This window comes from Apolloniradiicaulis salifontis (assembly GCF_053756655.1).
On sequence record NZ_CM132387.1, the window covers coordinates 2,119,648 to 2,138,989 of the forward strand.

Genomic DNA, 19,342 nt, shown 5'->3' on the forward strand with positions numbered 1-19,342 from the left:
CGGCGCGCGAGGGGAACGAGATGACGTTCAAGAAAGCTTTGATGACGGCGGTCTTCGTGGGCGCAGCCGTCGCGATGTCAGGCTGTGGCGGCGGCGGTGGAGGCTCCACCGGCGGGCCGGTCACGGCGCCCCCTCCGCCTCCACCGCCTCCGCCTCCTCCCCCTCCGCCGCCGCCGCCTCCGCCGCCTCCGCCGGCCACGTTTGAAACGGGCGAGTATCGTGAGCAGTACGGGCTGGGGCTGATCAACGCCTCCTTCGCATATTCCCGGGGCGCCACCGGCGCCGGGATCACCGTGGCGGTGGTCGACACCGGCATCGTGCTCGATCATCCAGAATTCGCGGGCCGCCTCGTGGAGGGTGTAGACGTGGTGGGGTCCCGCGGCGCGGGCGACACCGGCGACGGGCACGGCAGCGGCGTGGCAGGCGTGATCGCAGCCAATAAGGACGGCCGCGCCATGCACGGCGTGGCGTTTGAAAGCCTGATCCTGCCGATCCGCGCGGACACGGTCGGCTCATGCGAGTCCGACGGGGGCGAAGGCTGCAGTTTCTCCGACAGCAATGTGGCGCAGGCCATCGACACCGCCGTGGCGCGCGGCGCCCGGGTGATCAACCTCTCTTTGGGCCGCGGCTCCGATCTTCGCGACGGCTCGACCCTCACTTTTGAGGCGATGCGCCGCGCCGCCCAGGCGGGCGTCTTCCTGGTGGTCGCCTCGGGAAATCAGGACGAGGATGAGGACGCGCCGGACCCGACGCCCGGTTTCCCGGCCAATTTCGTCAATGACCCCGGGGCGGGCGGCTTCGCCGTCGCCGTGGGCGCGGTGGACGACAACAAGCTGATCGCCGGCTTCTCCAATCGCGCCGGAGGGGCGGAGAATTTCTTCCTCTCCGCGCCCGGCGTCCGGATCGTCTCTCCGGGGGAGGACAGCGATGACGGTGAGCCGCAATATTTCCGATGGTCGGGCACCAGCTTCGCGGCGCCCCATGTGGCCGGCGCCCTTGCCCTTCTGCTGCAGGCCTTCCCGGATCTGACCGGTAATGAGGCCCTGTCCATCCTGTTTGATTCGGCGGAAGATCTTGGCGATCCGGGCCCTGATGCGATCTACGGCGTCGGCCTTCTTGATCTTGAAGCCGCCTTCCGGCCGCTGGGGACCTCCACCGTGCAGGTGGGCGGATCGCGCGGCGACGCGGTGCTGATCACCGCCCTGACCACCGCGCCGTCCGGCGCGGCGGGCGACTGGGTCTGGCATTCGGGGCTTCTGGACGGCGCCATGATGAAGGACGGCTATCGCCGCGCCTTCGCCATTGACCCGCAGACGCCGCGCGCGCCGGCGCAGTCCTCCGGCCTCACCGCCATGGAGGCCGCAGCCGAGGGCGCTCTGGCGCGCACCTCGCGCACGCTCGCCGGGCCGGCCGAAATCAATCTGCGCTTTTCCGAGCCGCGCCCCCATGCGCTGAGAAATCTGCCGGCGGAGACCTATAACGACGCGCCGGACGTGCGTTTCGCCTTCCGCTCCGGCGGCTTCACGCTTTCGGCGGGCCGCGGCTTTGCAGCCGAGGCGCCCGGCGAAGCGGCGGGCGCAAGCGCCCTGTCTCCCGGCCTGTTCTCCGGCGCCGTCGCCGGGCTCACCAGCCAGCGCGAATGGGCCTCTCTGGGTTACCGGATCGGCGATGTCTCGGTGGGCGTCCGCGCGTCGGGCACGGACGGAGACGCCTTCTCGGCGGCCAGCGCGCTTTACCATGCCGGGGATCACGCCTTTGGTGTGGAGGCCGGCGCCGGGCGGGAATCAGACCGCGCCCTGGGCGGGCTGTTCGCGGCGCGTTTCGGCGCGCAGGATCAGACACGCTCCAGCTTCACTGCAGCGCTGTGGTCGGGTCCGCTGGGCGCGGGCTGGCGCGGCGCGGCGCGGTTTGAAGCCGCCGACGCCCAGATCTCCCTGCCTGAGTTTGTGGCGCTGAGCCAAAGCGTCACCGCCAGCGCATGGAGCCTCGGCGCAGAGCGCGGCTTCGCCGGCGGCGTGTTCGGCCTGACCCTGGCCCAGCCGCTGCGTGTGGAGACCGGTTCGATCTCGACGCGCATCCCGGTCTCGGTGGACGCGGACAACAGGCTCGGTTACGAGCTTCGGACAGCCTCGCTTGCGCCCTCGGGCCGGGAGATGTCGCTGGAAGCGGGCTGGCGTGTGGATTTGAACGAGCGAACCGCCGCCAATTTCGCCGCGCGCCTTACCCGGGACCCGGGCCATATCGCCGGCGCAGAGGATGAGGGACTTTTGTGGGCGGGACTTCGGACCACGTGGTAGGCAAGGCGGGCGCGCCGCCCTCATCGCTGGAAGAGCGGATCAAGCGCGCCCTGATACCCCCGCGCCTGGAACTCAAGCGCATCGTGGCGCGCGAAAAGCGCAAGGGCGAGGCGGGCCTTCGGCTCCTCCCCTTCCTGCTGGACCCCGCTCGGGCGGCGCTGGATATCGGCGCCAATCGCGGCATCTGGGCCCATGAGATGGCGCGCGCATGCCAGACCGTGTGGGCGTTTGAACCCAATCCCAAGCTCTACGCCGTCCTCGCGGCCGCCGCGGCCAAGTCGGTGATCTGCCGCGCCGAGGCGCTGTCGGACGCCGGCGGCGAAGCAGAGCTGCTGATTCCCGGCGAGGCGGGGCGCTATTCCAATCAGGGCGCCAGCCTCAATCCCGACAAGGTGGGGAGCCGCGCCCACATGCGCGTGACGGTCGCCACCGCACGCCTGGATGATCTTGATCCGCCGGCCACCGGCTTTCTCAAGATCGACGTGGAGGGCCATGAGCGCGCCGTGCTTGAAGGCGCGCGCGGCCTGATCACCCGCGACAAGCCCGCCATGATCGTCGAGATCGAGGAACGCCATACCGGACGCGATCTCGATGGTGAGCTGGATTTTGTGGAGAGCCTCGGCTACCGCACCCTGGCGATCAAGGACGGTCGCCTGATCGACCGCACGCGCCTGGATGTGGACCGCGACCACCGTGCGCTCGCCGGCAAGCCGGGCTATGTCAATAATTTCGTCTTCCTGGCGGTTTAGGCGATGGCCCGCACCTCCTCTCTTCCCGCGCTCGACCTGTCGCGCCGCAGCCTGATTGCGGGCGGAGCCGCCCTGTGGGCGGCGGCCTGTTCGGGCCGGTCCGCCGCGCCGGACGCGCTTTTGCGCGCAGCCATCGACGGCGAACCTGACAGCCTGGATCCGCTGAAAGGCCAGTTCGCGTCCAGCGCGCTTTTATACAAGCAGCTCCACGCCCCGCTCACCGAATATGCCCCGTCTGGCGGCCTCGCCCCCGGGCTGGCGCAGACCTGGCGCAGCCGCGATGCGCTGACCTGGCGCTTCACCCTGCGCGAAAACCTGGTCTGGTCAGACGGCGTCCCCCTCACCGCCGAGGACGTGGTGTGGACGGCGCGCCGGGCCGTGGATCCGCGCACGGGATTTGCTGATCTGGGCGACTTCTTCGCAGTGCGGGGCGCCGCCGCAGCGCTGCGCGGCGAGGCGTCGCCGGAGGATATCGGCGTCTCCGCCCCGGATGACCGCACGGTGATCTTCGAGCTGGACCGGCCGGTGGGCCTGTTCCCGGTGCTCATGCGCGAGTTTTATCCCCTGCCACGCCATGCCGTGGAGGCCAATCCCGATGACTGGATCGCACCGCAGAATTGGGTGAGCGCCGGGCCCTACCTGCTGGCCGATCAGGGCGCTCTGCGCTACCGGCTGACAAGAAACCCTCGCTTCGCCGCGGTGGACAGCGTCGCGGTCGAGGCCATTGAAGTGACCGTCATCGAGGACGGCGCGGCCCGTGCCCGGGCGTTTCGCGCCGGAGATCTTGATCTCGCCGACCGTCCGCCGGGCGATCAGATCGGCTTTCTGCGCGAGCGGCTGGGCGATCAGCTTCGCGCCTATGACGCGCCGATCCTGAGCTATGTGAAGGTCAATTGCGCGAGGCCGCAGCTGGCCGATGCGCGGGTGCGCCAGGCGCTCTCCCTGGCCATCGACCGGGACAGGCTGAACCGGCAATTCTTCAACGGCGAGGCCACCCCCACCGCGCGCGTGATCCCCGATCCCGAGGCGCCGCCCGCGACCGGCCCGCAGCCGGACGCGGCGCGGATGCTGCTGGCCGAGGCCGGGTTTGACGCGGCCAATCCGCTGACCCTCACCTTGCGCGCCACCGCCGGCGACCGCGACCGGCTGGCGGTGGCGATGATGGACGATCTCGCCGCCGCCGGCGTGCAAGCCGAGCTCCTGGCGAGCTATCCGCTCGATCTTTACCAGGCGGTGGACACCGGCGAGTACGATCTCGCCCTGGCCCGCTTCGACCGCGGCCTGAAATCCAATCCCGACTTCATGATCCAGCCCTTCACCCGCGGCGGGTTCGCCGACAACACCAACTGGACCGGCGAGCGCCGCGACGCCTTCGACGCCCTCATCGCCGCAGCCAACGCCGAGCCGGACGCGGCAGTCCGGGCAGGCCTTCTGGAGGAGGCTGAAGCCATCTTCCTGGGGGAGGCGAGCTCGATCCCCCTGCTGTTTGAAAAGGCATACTGGATGGTCGGCGCGCGCCTGCTCGTCCCCGACGACCTCCAGCCCCAGCTCTGGCGCGATCTGGAGATGGGGTGAGCGGGAGTCGACCGCCGCTTCGATGTCCGAGGACGAGCCCAGTAAAGCGAGCCGCGACGAGCCCCTTACGCCAGCCGCCCCGCCCCTGACTCTCCTCTCGCCAAACCCGCTCCCACGCGTTAGAGACGGGTTTCAGCGTTCATCGTCGTGCAGTCCCTGTCCGGAGCTTCTTCCTCCGGCCGGGCGTTTGCGCGCGCAAAGACAAGAGAGTCCGCCCCCATGCCCAAGCGCACCGACATCAAATCGATTCTGATCATCGGGGCGGGGCCCATCGTCATCGGGCAGGCCTGCGAGTTCGATTACTCCGGGGTGCAAGCGGTGAAGGCCCTCAAGGAAGAGGGCTACCGGGTGATCCTGGTGAACTCCAACCCGGCCACGATCATGACCGATCCGGATCTCGCCGACGCCACCTATGTGGAGCCGATCACGCCGGAAATGGTCGCCAAGGTGATCGAGAAGGAGCGCCCCGACGCGCTGCTTCCCACCATGGGCGGCCAGACCGCGCTCAATTGCGCGCTGGAGCTGGATCGCCGCGGCGTGCTGGACCTGTTCGGCGTGGAGATGATCGGCGCGCGCGCAGACGTCATCGACAAGGCGGAAAACCGCGAGCGCTTCCGCGTCGCCATGGACTCCATCGGGCTGGAGAGCCCGATCTCGCGTTCGGTGAACACCATGGCCGAGGCCGAGGCCGTGCTCACCGAGCTGGGCCTGCCGGCCGTGATCCGGCCCTCCTTCACCATGGGCGGCACCGGCGGCGGCATCGCCTATAATATCGAGGAATTCCGCGAGATCGTCGCCTCGGGCCTCTACAACTCGCCGGTCAACGAGGTGCTCATCGAGGAGAGCGTGCTCGGCTGGAAAGAATACGAGATGGAGGTGGTGCGCGACAAAAACGACAACTGCATCATCGTCTGCTCCATCGAGAATATCGACCCCATGGGCGTGCACACCGGCGACTCCATCACCGTGGCGCCCGCGCTCACCCTCACCGACAAGGAATATCAGCGCATGCGGTCAGCCTCGATCGCGGTCCTGCGCGAGATCGGGGTGGAGACCGGCGGCTCCAACGTGCAGTTCGCCGTGGACCCCACGGACGGGCGCATGGTGGTCATCGAGATGAACCCGCGCGTGTCGCGCTCCTCGGCGCTGGCGTCCAAGGCCACCGGTTTCCCCATCGCCAAGGTCGCGGCCAAGCTCGCCGTGGGCTACACGCTGGACGAAATCGACAACGACATCACCGGCGGCGCCACGCCGGCCAGCTTTGAACCGACCATTGATTACGTGGTCACCAAGATTCCGCGCTTTGCGTTTGAAAAATATCCCGGCGCCAAGGCGAGCCTCACCACCTCCATGAAGTCGGTGGGCGAGGCGATGGCCATGGGCCGCACCTTCCAGGAATCGGTCCAGAAGGCCCTGCGCAGCCTGGAGACCGGGCTTTCCGGCTTTGACGAAATCGCCATTGAAGGCCTTGACGCCGCCGAGGATCAGGCCGGGCGGCGCACCGCGGTGATGGCCTCGCTCTCCCAGCCGACGCCGGACCGTCTGCGCGTCATCGCCCAGGCCTTCCGCGAGGGCCTCACAGTGGAGGACGTGCACCAGGCGTGCTCTTACGAGCCCTGGTTCCTGCGCCAGATCGAAGAGATCGTGATCGCAGAAGAGCAGGTGCGCATGCTTGGGCTGCCCACCGATGCGAACGGCCTGTTCACGCTGAAGTCCATGGGCTTCTCCGACGCGCGCCTGGCCATGCTCTCCAACACCGACGAGGACGGGGTGCGCGCCCTGCGCTGGCGCCTCGGCGTGCGTCCGGTGTTCAAGCGCGTGGACACCTGCGCGGCGGAGTTCGAGGCGGCGACGCCCTACATGTACTCCACCTACGAGCCGGGCGGACACGACGAATCCATGCCCACGGGCCGCAAAAAGGCGATCATTCTGGGCGGCGGTCCCAACCGGATCGGCCAGGGCATCGAGTTTGACTATTGCTGCTGCCACGCCGCTTTCGCGTTCGCCGACATGGACATCGAGTCCATCATGGTGAACTGCAATCCCGAAACCGTCTCCACCGACTATGACACCGCCGACCGGCTGTATTTCGAGCCGCTGACCCTGGAGGACGTGCTGGAGCTCATCGAGGTCGAGCGCCGGTCCGGCGAGCTTCTTGGCGTGGTGGTGCAATATGGCGGACAGACGCCGCTGAAACTCGCCGCCGGTCTTGAGGCTGCGGGCGTTCCGATCCTGGGCACCGCGCCGGACGCCATCGATCTGGCCGAAGACCGCGAGCGCTTCAAGGCGCTGCTGGACGATCTGGGCCTGAAGCAACCGCCCAACGCCATCGCCCGCTCCGAGGCCGAGGCCGCGGTGGCCGCAAAACAGCTGGGCTTCCCGCTGGTGCTGCGCCCCAGCCACGTTCTGGGCGGGCGCGGCATGGAGATCGTGCGCGAGCAGGAAAGCTTCGAGCGCTATATCCGTGAGGCGGTCCATGTCTCCGGCAAGGCGCCGCTTCTGCTTGATCGCTATCTCTCCGACGCCGCGGAAGTGGACGTGGACGCGGTGTGCGACGGCGACGACGTCTGGATCGCAGGCGTGATGGAGCATATCGAGGAAGCCGGCGTGCATTCGGGCGACAGCGCGTGCTCGCTGCCGCCCCACTCGCTATCTCCGGCCATCGTGAACGAGCTGCGCAGCCAGACCGAAGCGCTGGCCAAGGCCATCGGCGTGAAGGGCCTGATGAACGTGCAGTTCGCGGTGAAGGGCGAGGACATCTACCTTCTTGAGGTGAACCCGCGCGCCAGCCGCACCGTGCCGTTCGTGGCCAAGGCCATCGGCGCGCCGGTGGCGAGAATCGCCGCTCAGGTCATGGCCGGCGCAAAGCTGGCCGATATCGAGACCCCGTCCGACGTGCCCGGCCATATCGCGGTGAAAGAGGCGGTCATGCCTTTCGCCAAATTCCCGGGCGTCGATCCCGTGCTCGGCCCGGAAATGCGCTCCACCGGCGAGGTGATGGGCATCGACACCCGGTTTGAAGCCGCCTTCGCCAAGGCCCAGCTGGGCGCCGGGGTGAATTTGCCGCGCACCGGCGCGGTGTTCGTGTCCCTGAAAGATTCCGACAAGGCCGCGATGATCGACTCCTGCCGCACGCTCACCGGCATGGGCCTTGAAATCCTGGCCACCGGCGGCACCGCAAAGACGCTGGAAGACGCCGGCGTGACCGTCCGCCGCGTCAACAAGGTGTTTGAAGGCCGGCCCCATATCGTGGACGCGATCAAGAACGGAGAGGTCCAGCTGGTGTTCAATACGACCGAGGGCGCACGCTCGCTTTCCGACAGCTATACGATCCGCAGAACGGCCCTGGAAATGCGGGTTCCGTGCTATACGACGGCCAGCGCCGCACGCGCCGCGGTGAAGTCTATTGCTGCAATCGACGCCGGCCAACTTGAACCGCGCTCGCTCCAGTCATATCGTAAGGACTCCGCGCCCGGCTGAAATGATTCAAACGGTCGGTCGTAAATGCGTGTTTAGGACGCGAGAACAGTACACCCATGCAGAAGATTCCCATGACCGCCGAGGGCCATCGAGCGCTCGACGAAGAATTCAGGCACTTGAAATCCGTGGAGCGTCCCGCCGTGATCCAGGCGATCTCGGAGGCGCGTGAGCACGGCGATTTGAGCGAGAACGCCGAATATCATGCGGCCAAGGACCGTCAGGGCTGGATTGAAGGCCGCCTGTCGGAGATCGAGGACAAGCTCGCAAGAGCCCAGGTGATCGACACCTCCAAGATGTCCGGCGACCAGGTCAAGTTCGGCGCCACGGTGACCATTATCGACGAGGACACCGAGACCGAGAGCACCTACAAGATCGTCGGCGACGATGAGGCGGACGTGCGTTCGGGCAAGATCTCCCTCTCCTCGCCCATCGCCCGCGCGATGATCAACAAGGAGCCCGGCGACGTGGTCGAGGTGACCGCCCCCGGCGGCACCAAGAGCTACGAGATCCTCAAGGTCGTCTGGATATAGGCGCACCGTGCGTCCGCCTCACGACATGGTTCGGCGCCGGAGCCTTGCTCCGGCGTTTTTGCTGGCGGAACGCCGCGCGCTCTTGACCCCGGCGCCCCCTCGCTCACCATGGCGGGCATGAGAGACCTCTCCTGTTTCGTGGTGTCCGACGGGCGGCGCGGCATCGAAAACCAGGCCCTGGGTCTGGCCGAGGCCGTGGCGCGCGTGCGCCCGGTGCGCGTCCTTGCGATCCATCTGGACAAGGGCGGCGATCCGCCGGACCCCGGACCCATCGCGCCGGATCTGTGGATCGGCTGCGGCCGCGCCGCAGTGAAGGCGGCGCCGGGCTTCCGGCGCGCCCATCCCAAAGCCGTGATGGTCTATGTTCAGGATCCGCGCACCCATCACGAGGTGTTCGACCTGATCGTGCCGCCGCGTCACGACAGGCTTTCCGGACGCAATGTGCTGCCCATTCTGGGCTCGCCGAACCGCATCCACGCCGACCGCCTGGGTGAGGCGAAGGACAGCTTCAGCGCCGAGCTCGCCCGCCTGCCCGGCCCGCGCGCCGCATTTCTCATCGGCGGCGACAGCAAGCACCACCGGTTTTCAACACCCGCCTGCGATTACCTGCTGGGCCGGATCGAGCAGGTGCGCCAGATGGGCCTGTCGCTCATGATCACCACAAGCCGGCGCACGCCGCCACGCCTCTCCCGCGCGCTTGCAGAGCGCTATGCGGGCCAAACCGATGTCTGGCTGCACCAGGGCGACGGCGCGAACCCGTATTTCGCCTTCCTCGCGGGCGCCGATTTCATCTTCGTCACCGAAGATTCCACCAACATGCTCACCGAGGCCGCGGCCACCGGTGCGCCGGTGTTCAAGCTTGGCGTCGACGGCAGCCCTGGCAAGTTCCGAGAGCTTTACGCCGGGCTGGAGGGTCATGGCGCACTGCGCCCCTGGCTTGGAACGCTGCGGAGCTGGGATTATCCCCGGCTTGACGAAACCGCGAGAGCCGCGTCACGCGTGCTTGAAATCCTCGCCTCGAAGACCGAGGTTTAGCGTCGGACCCGGCGCGGCTGCACGCGCGCCCGACTCACGTTTTGATGCGCGCACCTGCACGCTGCGCTTCGACCCATAAAGGACACACCATGGCCGAGACCCGCCACGCCAAGCTTGTCATCATCGGATCGGGCGCGGCCGGCTACACCGCCGCCATTTACGCCGCGCGCGCCATGCTGAAGCCGCTTCTGATCTCGGGCATGCAGCCCGGCGGTCAGCTGACCATCACCACCGATGTGGAGAATTATCCCGGCTTTGCCGACGTCATCCAGGGCCCCTGGCTGATGGAGCAGATGCGCGCTCAGGCCGGACATGTGGGCACCGATTTCGCCGACGATCTGGTGGTGGAGACCGATTTCTCCAAGCGCCCCTTCACGATGAAGGGTGATAGCGGGACGATCTACACCGCCGACGCGGTGGTCATCGCCACCGGCGCCAGCGCCAAATGGCTCGGCCTTGAAAGCGAGCAGGCCTATCAGGGCTTTGGCGTGTCGGCGTGCGCCACCTGCGACGGGTTTTTCTACCGCGAGAAAGAGGTCGTGGTGGTCGGCGGCGGCAACACCGCCGTGGAGGAGGCGCTCTTCCTCACCAATTTCGCCAGCAAGGTGACGCTGGTCCACCGCCGCGACGCGCTTCGCGCCGAGAAGATCATGCAGGACCGCCTGTTCAACCATCCCAAGATCGAAGTGGTCTGGGACAGCGCGCTGGAAGAGGTCACCGGCGAGGACAAGCCGGTGAAGGGCGTCACCGGCGTGCGCCTGAAGAATTTGAAGACCGGCGAGATTTCGCAGCGCCCCGCCGACGGCGTGTTCATCGCCATCGGCCATGCCCCGGCCACCGAATTGTTCAAGGACCAGCTGGAGACCAAGACGGGCGATTATCTCGTTACCCGGCCTGACTCCACCGCCACCTCCATCCCCGGCGTGTTCGCCGCCGGCGACGTCACCGACGACAAGTACCGCCAGGCCGTCACGGCGGCCGGAATGGGCTGCATGGCGGCGCTTGAGGCCGAGCGCTGGCTCGCCGAGCAGAGCGCGACGATGAACGGCCCCGACGAGAGCAAGACCGAAGGCGTGAAGGGGGAAGAAGACGCCGAGAAGGCCACCGACGCGGCGTAGGGCGGGCTTGGCCGCGACACCGGGCCGGAGTACATCGCTTCCATGACAGACGCTTCGACCGCTCTTGAGCTTGACGGTGTGCACTTCGCTTACGGCAAGGGTGCGGCGCCGGTCATAGACATCAGGCGTTTCGAGCTGAAACGCGGCGAGCGGGTGTTTCTCAAGGGCGCGAGCGGATCGGGCAAGTCGACGCTACTAGGCCTTATCGCCGGCGTGCTACAGCCGGACTCCGGCTCGCTTCACGTTCTGGGTACATCCCTCACCGATCTGTCGGCGCCGGACCGCGACCGGTTCCGCGCCGCCCATCTCGGCGTGATCTTCCAGATGTTCAACCTCCTGCCCTATCTGCCGGTGGGCGCCAACGTCACCCTGCCCTGCCGGTTCTCCGCCGCCCGCGCCACGGCGGCGCAGGCGGCCGGCGGCGCTGACACCGAAGCGCGCCGCCTTCTGTCCCGGCTGGGCCTGGACACCGCGGACGTCTGGAGCCGGCGCGCCGCCGAACTTTCAGTGGGCCAGCAACAGCGCGTCGCCGCAGCGCGCGCGCTTATCGGCGGGCCCGGGCTGATCCTGGCCGACGAGCCCACCAGCGCCCTGGACGCCGACAGCCGGGACAGCTTCATCGCCCTTTTGAAGGAAGAATGCGAAGCCAGCGGCGCCGCGCTCCTCTTTGTCAGTCATGACGGCGGGCTGGCGGGCCATTTTGACCGGGCGCTGGACCTGTCGGAGCTGAACACGGCGCGCGCCGGCGCCGCAGGAGCGCCGGCGTGAGTTCGCGTTTCCCAATCCTCTCCCTGGCGGTGCGCTCGATCTCCAACCGGGCGGGTACGGCGCTTTTGACCATCCTCACCGTGGCGATCTCGGTGACGCTGTTTCTGGGCGTGGAAAAAGTCCGCCATGGCGCGCGCGCCAGCTTTGAAAACACCATCTCCGGGGTGGACCTGATCGTCGGGGCGCGCTCCAGCCCGGTCAATCTCCTGCTCTACTCGGTGTTTCATATCGGCGACGCCACCAACAACATCACCTGGGACAGCTATCAGAGCGTGGCCGGCGCGCCCGGCGTGGCGTGGACCGTGCCGGTGAGCCTTGGCGATTCCCATCGCGGGTACCGCGTGGTGGGCACGACCCCGGCGTATTTCGAGCATTATCAGTATGGCGACGGGCGCCCGGTGCGCTTTGCCCAGGGCGGCCCGTTCGATGATCTGTTCGGCGCGGTGGCGGGCGCGGAAGTGGCGCGCGAGCTGGGCTATGAGGCGGGAGACGAGATCATCGTCGCCCATGGCATGGGCTCGGTGAGCTTTATCGAGCACGACAACAACCCCTTCACCCTCACCGGCGTGCTTGAGCCCACCGGCACGCCCCTGGACCGCTCGGTCTTTGTGGGCCTGGAAGCCATCGAGGCGATCCATCTTGAAGGCGCCACGGGCGCGGGAACCAGCCTCAGCCCGGAAGAGCTGCGGTCCCGCGACCTGTCGCCGGAGTCCATCACGGCCTTTTATGTGGGGCTGACGAGCCCGGTGGCCGCGCTGCGCCTGCAGCGTCAGGTGAACACCTATCCGGACGAACCGCTGCAGGCGGTTTTGCCGGGCGTGGCGCTGGCTCAGCTGTGGAGCGTGGTGGGCGCGGCGGAGCGCACGCTGTCGGCCGTGGCGGCCTTTGTGGTGCTGGTGGGGCTGGTGTCGATCCTCACCGCGATCCTCACCAGCCTGAATGAGCGCCGGCGCGAAATGGCGATCCTGCGCGCCCTTGGCGCTCGCCCGCACCAGATCTTCGTGCTTCTGGTGGCCGAAAGCGCGCTTCTGGCCCTGGCGGGCGCCGTGATCGGAACCGGGCTGACCTATGGCGGGCTCGCCGTCGGAGCGCCCCTGATCGAGGCGCGCTTCGGGCTGTTGCTGCCGGGCCTTGCGCCCGGTCTCTACGATCTGGCGATCATCGCGCTGGTCACCCTCGCCGCAGCCGTGCTGGGCCTGATCCCGGCCTGGCGCGCCTATCGCAACTCGCTGGCGGACGGGATGACCGTGCGGCTATAGCCCTCGGCTCTGAAACGCGCGTTCGCTTCAACCTCGCAATTTGCATCCGCCGCCCCCATACTGAAACCCATTGGTGGGCTTGGAACGGATTCGAATTCTTCATGGACTGGGACAAGCTGAAAACCTTCCACGCCGCCGCCGAGGCGGGATCGCTCACCGGCGCGGCGGAATTGCTGAACCTGTCCCAGTCTGCGGTGAGCCGGCAGATCTCGGCGCTGGAAGGTGAGCTGGGCGCCAAGCTGTTTCACCGCCATACCCGCGGGCTGTTGCTCACCGAGCCGGGCCGGGTACTGTTCACCGCTTCCGCCGAAGTCGCCGCCAAGATCGCCCTGGCTGAAGCCCATCTGCAGGACATTCGCGACGAGCCCACGGGCCTCCTGCGCGTCACCGCGCCGACGGCGCTGGGCGCCATCTGGCTGGCTCCGCGCCTGACCCGTTTTCGCGAGCAATTTCCCCAGATCCGCATCCGGCTTTTGCTGGTGGACCACGAGTTGGACATCGCCAATCTGGAGGCGGACCTGGCGATCCGGCCATGGGCGGCGACCCAAAATGACGTGATCCAGAAAAAGCTGATGCAGGTGGACCAGCACCTCTACGCCAGCCAGCCCTATCTGGCGCGCATGGGCGAACCGGCGGGCGTGACCGATCTGGGTCGCCATGACTTCGTCGCCTACGGCCCAAGGCACCTGGCGCCGATCCCCAATCTGAACTGGCCGCTCGTCCTGGGCCTGAAACCCGGCGACAAGCCGCGCGAGCCGGTGATCGAGGCGAACACGATCAACGGCATGATGAAGGCGTGCGAGGCCGGTCTTGGGATGGCCGGCCTGCCCGACTATGTGGCCCGCGAGAATGACCGGCTCCAGCGGGTCCTGCCCGATGAGGCCGGGCCCCCGTTCGAGGTCTACATGCTATACCCCCAGGAGCTGCGCGGCTCGCGCCGCATCGCGGCCTTCAGCGAGTTTTTGAGCGACGAAGTCAAGCGCTGGGAGGCGTGAGGGTCTAAAAGCTCTCTGCGAACCAGCGCAGGACGGCCCTGGGGCCGCGCTCACCCGGCAGGGTGGTGCGACGGCGCGGGCCGGTCTGGATGAAGCGCGGCGGACCGGAAATCGCCTCCACGGGGCCGCTGACGCAGCGATGGATCATCCCGGCGCACGCCGAGAAGCCGGGACCGGCCACCGCGTCGCCGAGACCTGACAGATGCTCGGGCCGGCCGATGCGCGCTGATTTGCCCAGAACCCGCGCAGCCAGCTCCGCCGTGCCGGGCAGCTGCGAGGCGCCGCCGGTGAGCACCAGGCGCCGGCCGGCGGCCCGGTCCGCACCGGCTGCTTCCAGGCGGTCGCGCAGAAGCTCGAAAATCTCTTCAAGGCGCGGGCGGATGATGGCGTTCAGGAGCGCGCGCGGCTGCTGGATCATCTGCTGGCCGCCGGCCACGGGCGGGGTCTCGATCATCACCTGATCGTCGTCGGGACTGTCCAGCGCGCAGCCATAGAGCGCCTTGATGCGCTCGGCGGCGGTGATCGGCGTCTGCAGCCCGCGGGCGATGTCGCTGGTCACATGGGCGCCGCCCACAGGCAGCGCGTCCACATGCTGCAACGCGCCCTCGGCGAACACCGACAGCGTCGTGGTGTGCGCGCCCATATCGATGAGCAGCGCGCCCAGCTCCATCTCGTCGGGCGACAGTGCGGCGAGACCCGAGGCGTAGGGCGTGGCGGCGACACCGGCCACCGAAAGCTGGCAGCGCTCCACGCAGGCGATGAGGTTCTGCAGCGGCTCGGACGCCGCGCTGACCACGTGCAGATCGACGCCCAAAGCCGTGCCGAACATGCCGCGCGGATCTTTCACGCCGCGATGGCCGTCCACCCGCCAGGACAGGGGCAGGGCGTGCAGGATCACCCGTCCTGGCTCGTAATGTTCACGCAGGGCCGAGCTCAAGATCTTGCGCAGATCGCGGTCTGTGACCTCGCTGTCGGCGATGTCCATGTCCACCGCGATGCGCGAGGACGCCGGCGCGCCGGCCGACGCGGCGAGCATCACCTCGGTTACGGTGTGCCCGGCCATGCGCTCGGCGTTCTCCACCGCCACGCGGATGCTTTCAGCCGCGGCCTCCATGTCCACCACTGCGCCGGCGCGCATGCCGCGAGTGGACTGATGGCCGACGCCGATGACGCGCGGGCGAAGCCCGGCGAGCGTCTGTTCGGTCTTGGCGATGAAGCAGATCGTCTTGGCCGCGCCGATATCCAGCGCCGCGAACACGCCGGGCTTGCGCGATGCGGCCGGCGCCTCGGCCTTGGACTTGAAAACGCTCATCATGCCCATGGGATCAGGCCCCTCGCCCGGCGGTGCGTTCGGCGTTTTGCGCGCGGTCCGGCCAGGGCCGGATCACTATCTCGCCGTCATTGCGTAAATCGAGAAACTGCACGTCATAGTCGAGCACCGCGCGCTCATCGTGGAGCGCGGCGAGCATGGCCAGCGCGCCGGCCGGATCGTCTTCGGGCAGCAGCACTTCGCCGCCCTGCTCAAGACGCAGCGACCAGCGCCGCTCACCCACCTTGATGACATGGGTGGTCCGCGAGGCGATTTCGGGGTGGCGGGCGATCAGCGCGGTGATGCGCGCGGCGCCGGTGTTGGCGCCGACGCCCACAACGCGCGGGAGCGTGGTGAACTCGGCCGGATCAGCCGCCTCGATCACCACCCCGTCGGCGTCGATGACCCGGTGCTCGCCGTCCAGCTGCCATAGCGCCGCGGGCGCACGCTCGGTGATCAGCACCGCGATCCGGTCCGGCCACAGGCGCAGCACCTCAGCCGATTTGATCCAGCTTTGCGATTCCAGAACGGCCTGGGCTTCAGTGAGATTGATCTCGGCCAGCCCGGCTCCGTCTTCGGCGCCGATGAGGCTGGCGATCGTGGCGGCGTCCAGGCGGTTCGCGCCGGAAACATCCAGCCAGGTGACGGTGTAGCCCGCCCGCGTGAGCTGGCGCTCGCCGGCGGCCATGACCGATCCTCCGGCATCATCGAGCCGGCCCAGCACCGCCAGCACGCCCAGCGCGAGCACGAACAGAAGACAGGCGGTCAGCGCACCCAGACGCAGGGCGTAGCTGGCGCGATTGCGCGCCGCGCGCACCTGCGCAGCCGCCCAGTTCGCCGCCTTGTTGGCGCCGGGTTGATTTTTCGGCTTTGCCTTGCGCCGGGAGCCTGCGCCTTTGGTAGAGTCGCGAACGCCGGCGCGCCCTACCTTAGACAAGACGCGTCCTCCGCCATCCACTCGACGAGATCCGCAAACGAGATCCCGCAATAAGCCGCCTGTTCAGGCGCGAGCGATGTCGGAGTCATGCCCGGTTGGGTATTAATTTCGAGTAACCAAACCTTGCCGGTTTCAGGATCATAGCGGAAATCAGACCGCGTCAGACCGCGGCAGCCGATGACCTGATGGGCTTTCAGCGCCGCATCCAGACAGTATTGCTCGATATCGCGGGGAATATCGGCGGGAATCTGGTGCACCGAGCCGCCGTCGGAATATTTGGATTCATAGTCGTAGAACGCAGTTTTCGGCGTGATCTCCGTCACGCCCAGCGCCCGATCGCCCAGCACCGCGGTGGTGAGCTCGCGGCCGGGGATGAAGGTCTCGATCAGGATCTCATCGCCATAGGGCCAGTCGTTCGACCCCAGCACCTCCGGCGGCCGGTTGGCGCCGGCCTTCACGATCAGCACCCCCACCGAGCTGCCTTCAGCATTGGGTTTGGCCACATAAGGCGGGTCCATGAGATGGGTCTTCGCCGCCTCGAACCGGTTGACGATAAGGCCCTTTGGGCAGCGCACTCCGGCGGACTCCAGCACGCCCTTGGCGCGCTGCTTGTCCATGGCCAGCGCCGAGGCCAGCACCCCGGAATGGGTGTAGGGCAGGCGCAGATATTCCAGCACGCCCTGAATGCGCCCGTCCTCGCCCCACTCGCCGTGGAGCGCGTTGAACGCCAGATCCGGCGCCGCCTTCTTGATCTGCTCGGGCCAATGCTCATGGGCGGGATCGATCTCCACCACCTCGTGACCTTTGGACCGCAGCGCCTCAGCACATTTGCGACCGGAGACCAGAGACACTTCCCGCTCGGAAGACAGTCCGCCTAAAAGAACGGCGATCTTTTTAGCCATGGACGGGCTCTCCCACGCGGCGCACTTCCCAGTGAAGGTCAACGCCGAATTTTTCTTTCACGTCCGCGCGCACGGCCTCGCCAAGCGTCTCCAGATCGGCGGCGGTGGCGCTGCCGTCATTGATCAGGAAATTGGAATGCTGCTCGGAAAACCGCGCGCCGCCCACCGGCTTGCCGCGCCAGCCCGCCGCATCCACCAGCTGCCAGGCCGAGCGGCCGCCGCTTACGGCAGGATCAGGGTTCTTGAAGGTGGACCCTGACGTCTTCTCGCGGATCGGCTGGGACGCTTCGCGGCGCTGCGTGATCTCGTCCATGCGGGCGGTGACGGCGGCGGGATCATCCGCCTCGCCCTGAAACAGAGCCTGCGTAAAAATCCAGTCTTCTTCGATGTCGCTGTGGCGGTAGGCATACCCAAAGCGCGCAAGCGGCACGATCTGGCGGCGCCCCTGACGGTCCAGCGCCACCGCTTCGATGAGCCGGTCGCAGGTCTCCGTCCCGTAGCACCCGGCGTTCATCACCAGCGCCCCGCCGATCGTGCCGGGCACGCCCACGAAGAACTCCAGCCCGCCGACCCCGGCTTTGGCCGCCTTGCGGGCGACCATCCTGTCCAGCGCGGCGGCGCCGGCGCGCACTTTCGCGCCGTCCTCGATCTCCACCTGCCCGAACGCGGGCGTCAGCTTGATCGTGACGCCGGGCAGCCCGCCGTCGCGCACCAGCGTGTTGGACACCGCGCCGATGACGCGCACCTCGATGTCGCGCGGCGTCTCGGCGAGAAAGCGCGCCAGATCCGCCTCGTCGGCGGGCATGTACAACACCTGCGCCGGGCCGCCCACGCGCAGCCAGGAGATCTCGCTCAGAAGCGCGTTCTCCAGATACTTGCCGCGAACATCGGGCAGGCGGTGGGTGAGTGAGGGGAAGGACATGGACGGCGAGGTCTTTCTCGAACTTCAGGGACTCTCCGGGGCCTTAAGCCCTCAGATTTTCCCCTCCAGGCGCCCGGGCAGGTCGGCGGCCCAGGCGGTGATGTCGCCGGCGCCAAGGCACAGCACCACGTCGCCGGGGGCCACCCGGCCCACCAGATCCTCCGGCGCGGTCTCGCGGGTGGTGGGAATCGCATCGCGGTGGCCGTGGCGGATAAGGCCATGGACGAGGCTCGCCTGATCGGCGCCCTCGATCGGGTCTTCCCCGGCCTCATAGACCGGCGCCACCAGCACGCTGTCGGCGTCGTTGAAACAGGTGCAGAACTCTTCAAACAGAGCGTGCAGGCGCGTGTAGCGGTGAGGCTGAACCACGGCGATCACCTTGCCGGCGCCGGCGCGCTGGCGCGCGGCTTTCAGCACTGCGGCGATCTCGACGGGATGGTGGCCGTAATCGTCCACCACCGTCACGCCGTTGGTGACGCCGGTGATGGTGAAGCGCCGCTTCACCCCGGAGAAGCCGGCCAGGCCCCGGCGGATCTCCGCCTCCTGCCCGCCCAGCGCCTCCACCACGGCGATCGCGCCGGCGGCGTTCAGCACGTTGTGCTCGCCCATCATGGGCAGGCCAAGGCCGCGCCAGACCTCCGGCTCTCCCTCGCGGTTCTGGAACATCAGATCAAAGCCGGCGCCGCCGGGGTCCATGGTGAGGCGCACGATGCGCACATCAGCCTGGGGCGAGACGCCATAGGTGATGACGCGCCGGTCCTCTATGCGCGCGGCCAGCGCCTGCACTTCGGGATGGTCGATGCACAAAACCGCAAAGCCGTAGAAAGGCAGGTTGTGCACGAACTGGTCGAAGGCGTCCTTCAGGGCGTCAAAGCTGCCGTAATGCTCCATGTGCTCGGGATCGATATTGGTGATGATCCCGACGCTGCCGCGCAATTTGAGGAAGGAGCCGTCGCTTTCGTCGGCCTCCACCACCATCCACTCGCCCTCGCCCATCTTGGCGTTGGAGCCATAGGCGGAGATGATGCCGCCATTGATCACCGTGGGGTCGAATCCGGCCGCATCCATCAGGGCGGCCACAAGGCTTGTGGTGGTGGTCTTGCCGTGGGTGCCGGCCACGGCGACGGCGTGTTTCAGACGCATGAGCTCGGCGAGCATTTCGGCGCGGCGCACCACGGGGATGCGGCGCTCGCGCGCCGCCACCAGCTCGGGATTGTCGCGCTTCACCGCGCTGGAGACCACCAGCGCGCCGACCCCGGTCACGTTCTGCGCCGTGTGACCGATATGAATGACCGCGCCCTTGTCGCGCAGGCGCTGGACATTGGGGCTGTCCTTGATGTCGGAGCCGGTGACCGAATAGCCCAGATTGAGCATCACTTCGGCGATGCCGCTCATGCCGATGCCGCCGATACCGACAAAATGAACAGGGGCGACGGACGCAGCGAGGTCGATGGGCGGCATGAAAG

Annotated in this window: 15 protein-coding genes; 10 read left to right on the forward strand and 5 right to left on the reverse strand. The window is 67.7% G+C overall.

Going from position 1 to position 19,342, the window contains the following annotated elements; all coding sequences use genetic code 11:
- The first annotated feature begins 293 nt into the window (after positions 1-293).
- The 10 genes from ACWCOP_RS10285 to ACWCOP_RS10330 all read left to right on the forward strand — a co-directional run bounded on the left by ACWCOP_RS10285 (position 294) and on the right by ACWCOP_RS10330 (position 13,806).
- Positions 294-2,297 carry a S8 family serine peptidase gene (locus ACWCOP_RS10285; RefSeq protein ID WP_478248193.1) on the forward strand — a complete coding sequence of 668 codons (2,004 nt, stop codon included), beginning with the start codon at positions 294-296 and terminating at the stop codon, positions 2,295-2,297.
- On the forward strand, positions 2,291-3,046 hold the full coding sequence (locus ACWCOP_RS10290; RefSeq protein WP_478248194.1) for an FkbM family methyltransferase: 756 nt from the start codon (positions 2,291-2,293) through the stop codon (positions 3,044-3,046). The genes ACWCOP_RS10285 and ACWCOP_RS10290 overlap by 7 nt, the downstream gene beginning before the upstream one ends.
- A 3-nt stretch (positions 3,047-3,049) precedes the next feature.
- On the forward strand, positions 3,050-4,621 hold the full coding sequence (locus ACWCOP_RS10295) for a peptide ABC transporter substrate-binding protein (protein ID WP_478248195.1): 1,572 nt from the start codon (positions 3,050-3,052) through the stop codon (positions 4,619-4,621).
- Between the two features lie 219 nt (positions 4,622-4,840).
- Positions 4,841-8,101 (forward strand): carbamoyl-phosphate synthase large subunit, encoded by a 3,261-nt coding sequence (gene carB, locus ACWCOP_RS10300; protein ID WP_478248196.1) that lies wholly within the window; start codon positions 4,841-4,843, stop codon positions 8,099-8,101.
- 56 nt (positions 8,102-8,157) lie between these two features.
- Positions 8,158-8,631, forward strand: coding sequence for a transcription elongation factor GreA (gene greA / locus ACWCOP_RS10305; protein ID WP_478248197.1), 474 nt, complete (start codon positions 8,158-8,160; stop codon positions 8,629-8,631).
- 117 nt (positions 8,632-8,748) lie between these two features.
- Positions 8,749-9,666, forward strand: coding sequence for a mitochondrial fission ELM1 family protein (locus ACWCOP_RS10310; protein WP_478248198.1), 918 nt, complete (start codon positions 8,749-8,751; stop codon positions 9,664-9,666).
- Between the two features lie 89 nt (positions 9,667-9,755).
- Complete coding sequence (gene trxB, locus ACWCOP_RS10315) at positions 9,756-10,784, forward strand: thioredoxin-disulfide reductase (protein ID WP_478248199.1); 1,029 nt, start codon at positions 9,756-9,758, stop codon at positions 10,782-10,784.
- Positions 10,785-10,826: 42 nt separating this feature from the next.
- Entirely contained in the window at positions 10,827-11,552 is a 726-nt protein-coding gene (locus tag ACWCOP_RS10320) for an ABC transporter ATP-binding protein (RefSeq protein ID WP_478248200.1), read from the forward strand.
- On the forward strand, positions 11,549-12,811 hold the full coding sequence (locus ACWCOP_RS10325; protein ID WP_478248201.1) for an ABC transporter permease: 1,263 nt from the start codon (positions 11,549-11,551) through the stop codon (positions 12,809-12,811). The genes ACWCOP_RS10320 and ACWCOP_RS10325 overlap by 4 nt, the downstream gene beginning before the upstream one ends.
- A gap of 101 nt (positions 12,812-12,912) precedes the next feature.
- Positions 12,913-13,806, forward strand: coding sequence for a LysR family transcriptional regulator (locus ACWCOP_RS10330; protein ID WP_478248202.1), 894 nt, complete (start codon positions 12,913-12,915; stop codon positions 13,804-13,806).
- 4 nt (positions 13,807-13,810) lie between these two features.
- Here the strand turns inward: ACWCOP_RS10330 and ftsA are convergent, their stop codons facing one another.
- Genes ftsA through murC form a run of 5 tightly spaced genes read right to left on the reverse strand, consistent with a single transcriptional unit; the run spans position 13,811 to position 19,337 of the window.
- Entirely contained in the window at positions 13,811-15,127 is a 1,317-nt protein-coding gene (gene ftsA, locus ACWCOP_RS10335; protein WP_478248203.1) for a cell division protein FtsA, read from the reverse strand.
- Between the two features lie 4 nt (positions 15,128-15,131).
- Positions 15,132-16,052 (reverse strand): cell division protein FtsQ/DivIB, encoded by a 921-nt coding sequence (locus ACWCOP_RS10340; RefSeq protein ID WP_478248204.1) that lies wholly within the window; start codon positions 16,050-16,052, stop codon positions 15,132-15,134.
- Complete coding sequence (locus ACWCOP_RS10345) at positions 16,040-16,954, reverse strand: D-alanine--D-alanine ligase (RefSeq protein WP_478248205.1); 915 nt, start codon at positions 16,952-16,954, stop codon at positions 16,040-16,042. The genes ACWCOP_RS10340 and ACWCOP_RS10345 overlap by 13 nt, the downstream gene beginning before the upstream one ends.
- Positions 16,947-17,876: a UDP-N-acetylmuramate dehydrogenase gene (gene murB, locus ACWCOP_RS10350; protein WP_478248206.1), complete on the reverse strand. Its 930-nt coding sequence runs from the start codon at positions 17,874-17,876 to the stop codon at positions 16,947-16,949. Before murB ends, ACWCOP_RS10345 begins: the two co-directional genes overlap by 8 nt.
- A gap of 51 nt (positions 17,877-17,927) precedes the next feature.
- Positions 17,928-19,337, reverse strand: a complete 1,410-nt coding sequence (gene murC / locus ACWCOP_RS10355) for a UDP-N-acetylmuramate--L-alanine ligase (RefSeq protein WP_478248207.1) — start codon at positions 19,335-19,337, stop codon at positions 17,928-17,930.
- Positions 19,338-19,342 lie beyond the last annotated feature (5 nt).

Coding starts and splice junctions, on each gene's coding strand:
- ACWCOP_RS10295 (WP_478248195.1), top strand. CDS start 3,050: ATGGCCCGCACCTCCTCTCTTCCCGCGCTCGACCTGTCGCGCCGCAGC.
- carB (WP_478248196.1), top strand. CDS start 4,841: ATGCCCAAGCGCACCGACATCAAATCGATTCTGATCATCGGGGCGGGG.
- greA (WP_478248197.1), top strand. CDS start 8,158: ATGCAGAAGATTCCCATGACCGCCGAGGGCCATCGAGCGCTCGACGAA.
- ACWCOP_RS10310 (WP_478248198.1), top strand. CDS start 8,749: ATGAGAGACCTCTCCTGTTTCGTGGTGTCCGACGGGCGGCGCGGCATC.
- trxB (WP_478248199.1), top strand. CDS start 9,756: ATGGCCGAGACCCGCCACGCCAAGCTTGTCATCATCGGATCGGGCGCG.
- ACWCOP_RS10320 (WP_478248200.1), top strand. CDS start 10,827: ATGACAGACGCTTCGACCGCTCTTGAGCTTGACGGTGTGCACTTCGCT.
- ACWCOP_RS10330 (WP_478248202.1), top strand. CDS start 12,913: ATGGACTGGGACAAGCTGAAAACCTTCCACGCCGCCGCCGAGGCGGGA.
- ftsA (WP_478248203.1), bottom strand. CDS start 15,127: ATGGGCATGATGAGCGTTTTCAAGTCCAAGGCCGAGGCGCCGGCCGCA.
- ACWCOP_RS10345 (WP_478248205.1), bottom strand. CDS start 16,954: ATGGCTAAAAAGATCGCCGTTCTTTTAGGCGGACTGTCTTCCGAGCGG.
- murB (WP_478248206.1), bottom strand. CDS start 17,876: ATGTCCTTCCCCTCACTCACCCACCGCCTGCCCGATGTTCGCGGCAAG.
- murC (WP_478248207.1), bottom strand. CDS start 19,337: ATGCCGCCCATCGACCTCGCTGCGTCCGTCGCCCCTGTTCATTTTGTC.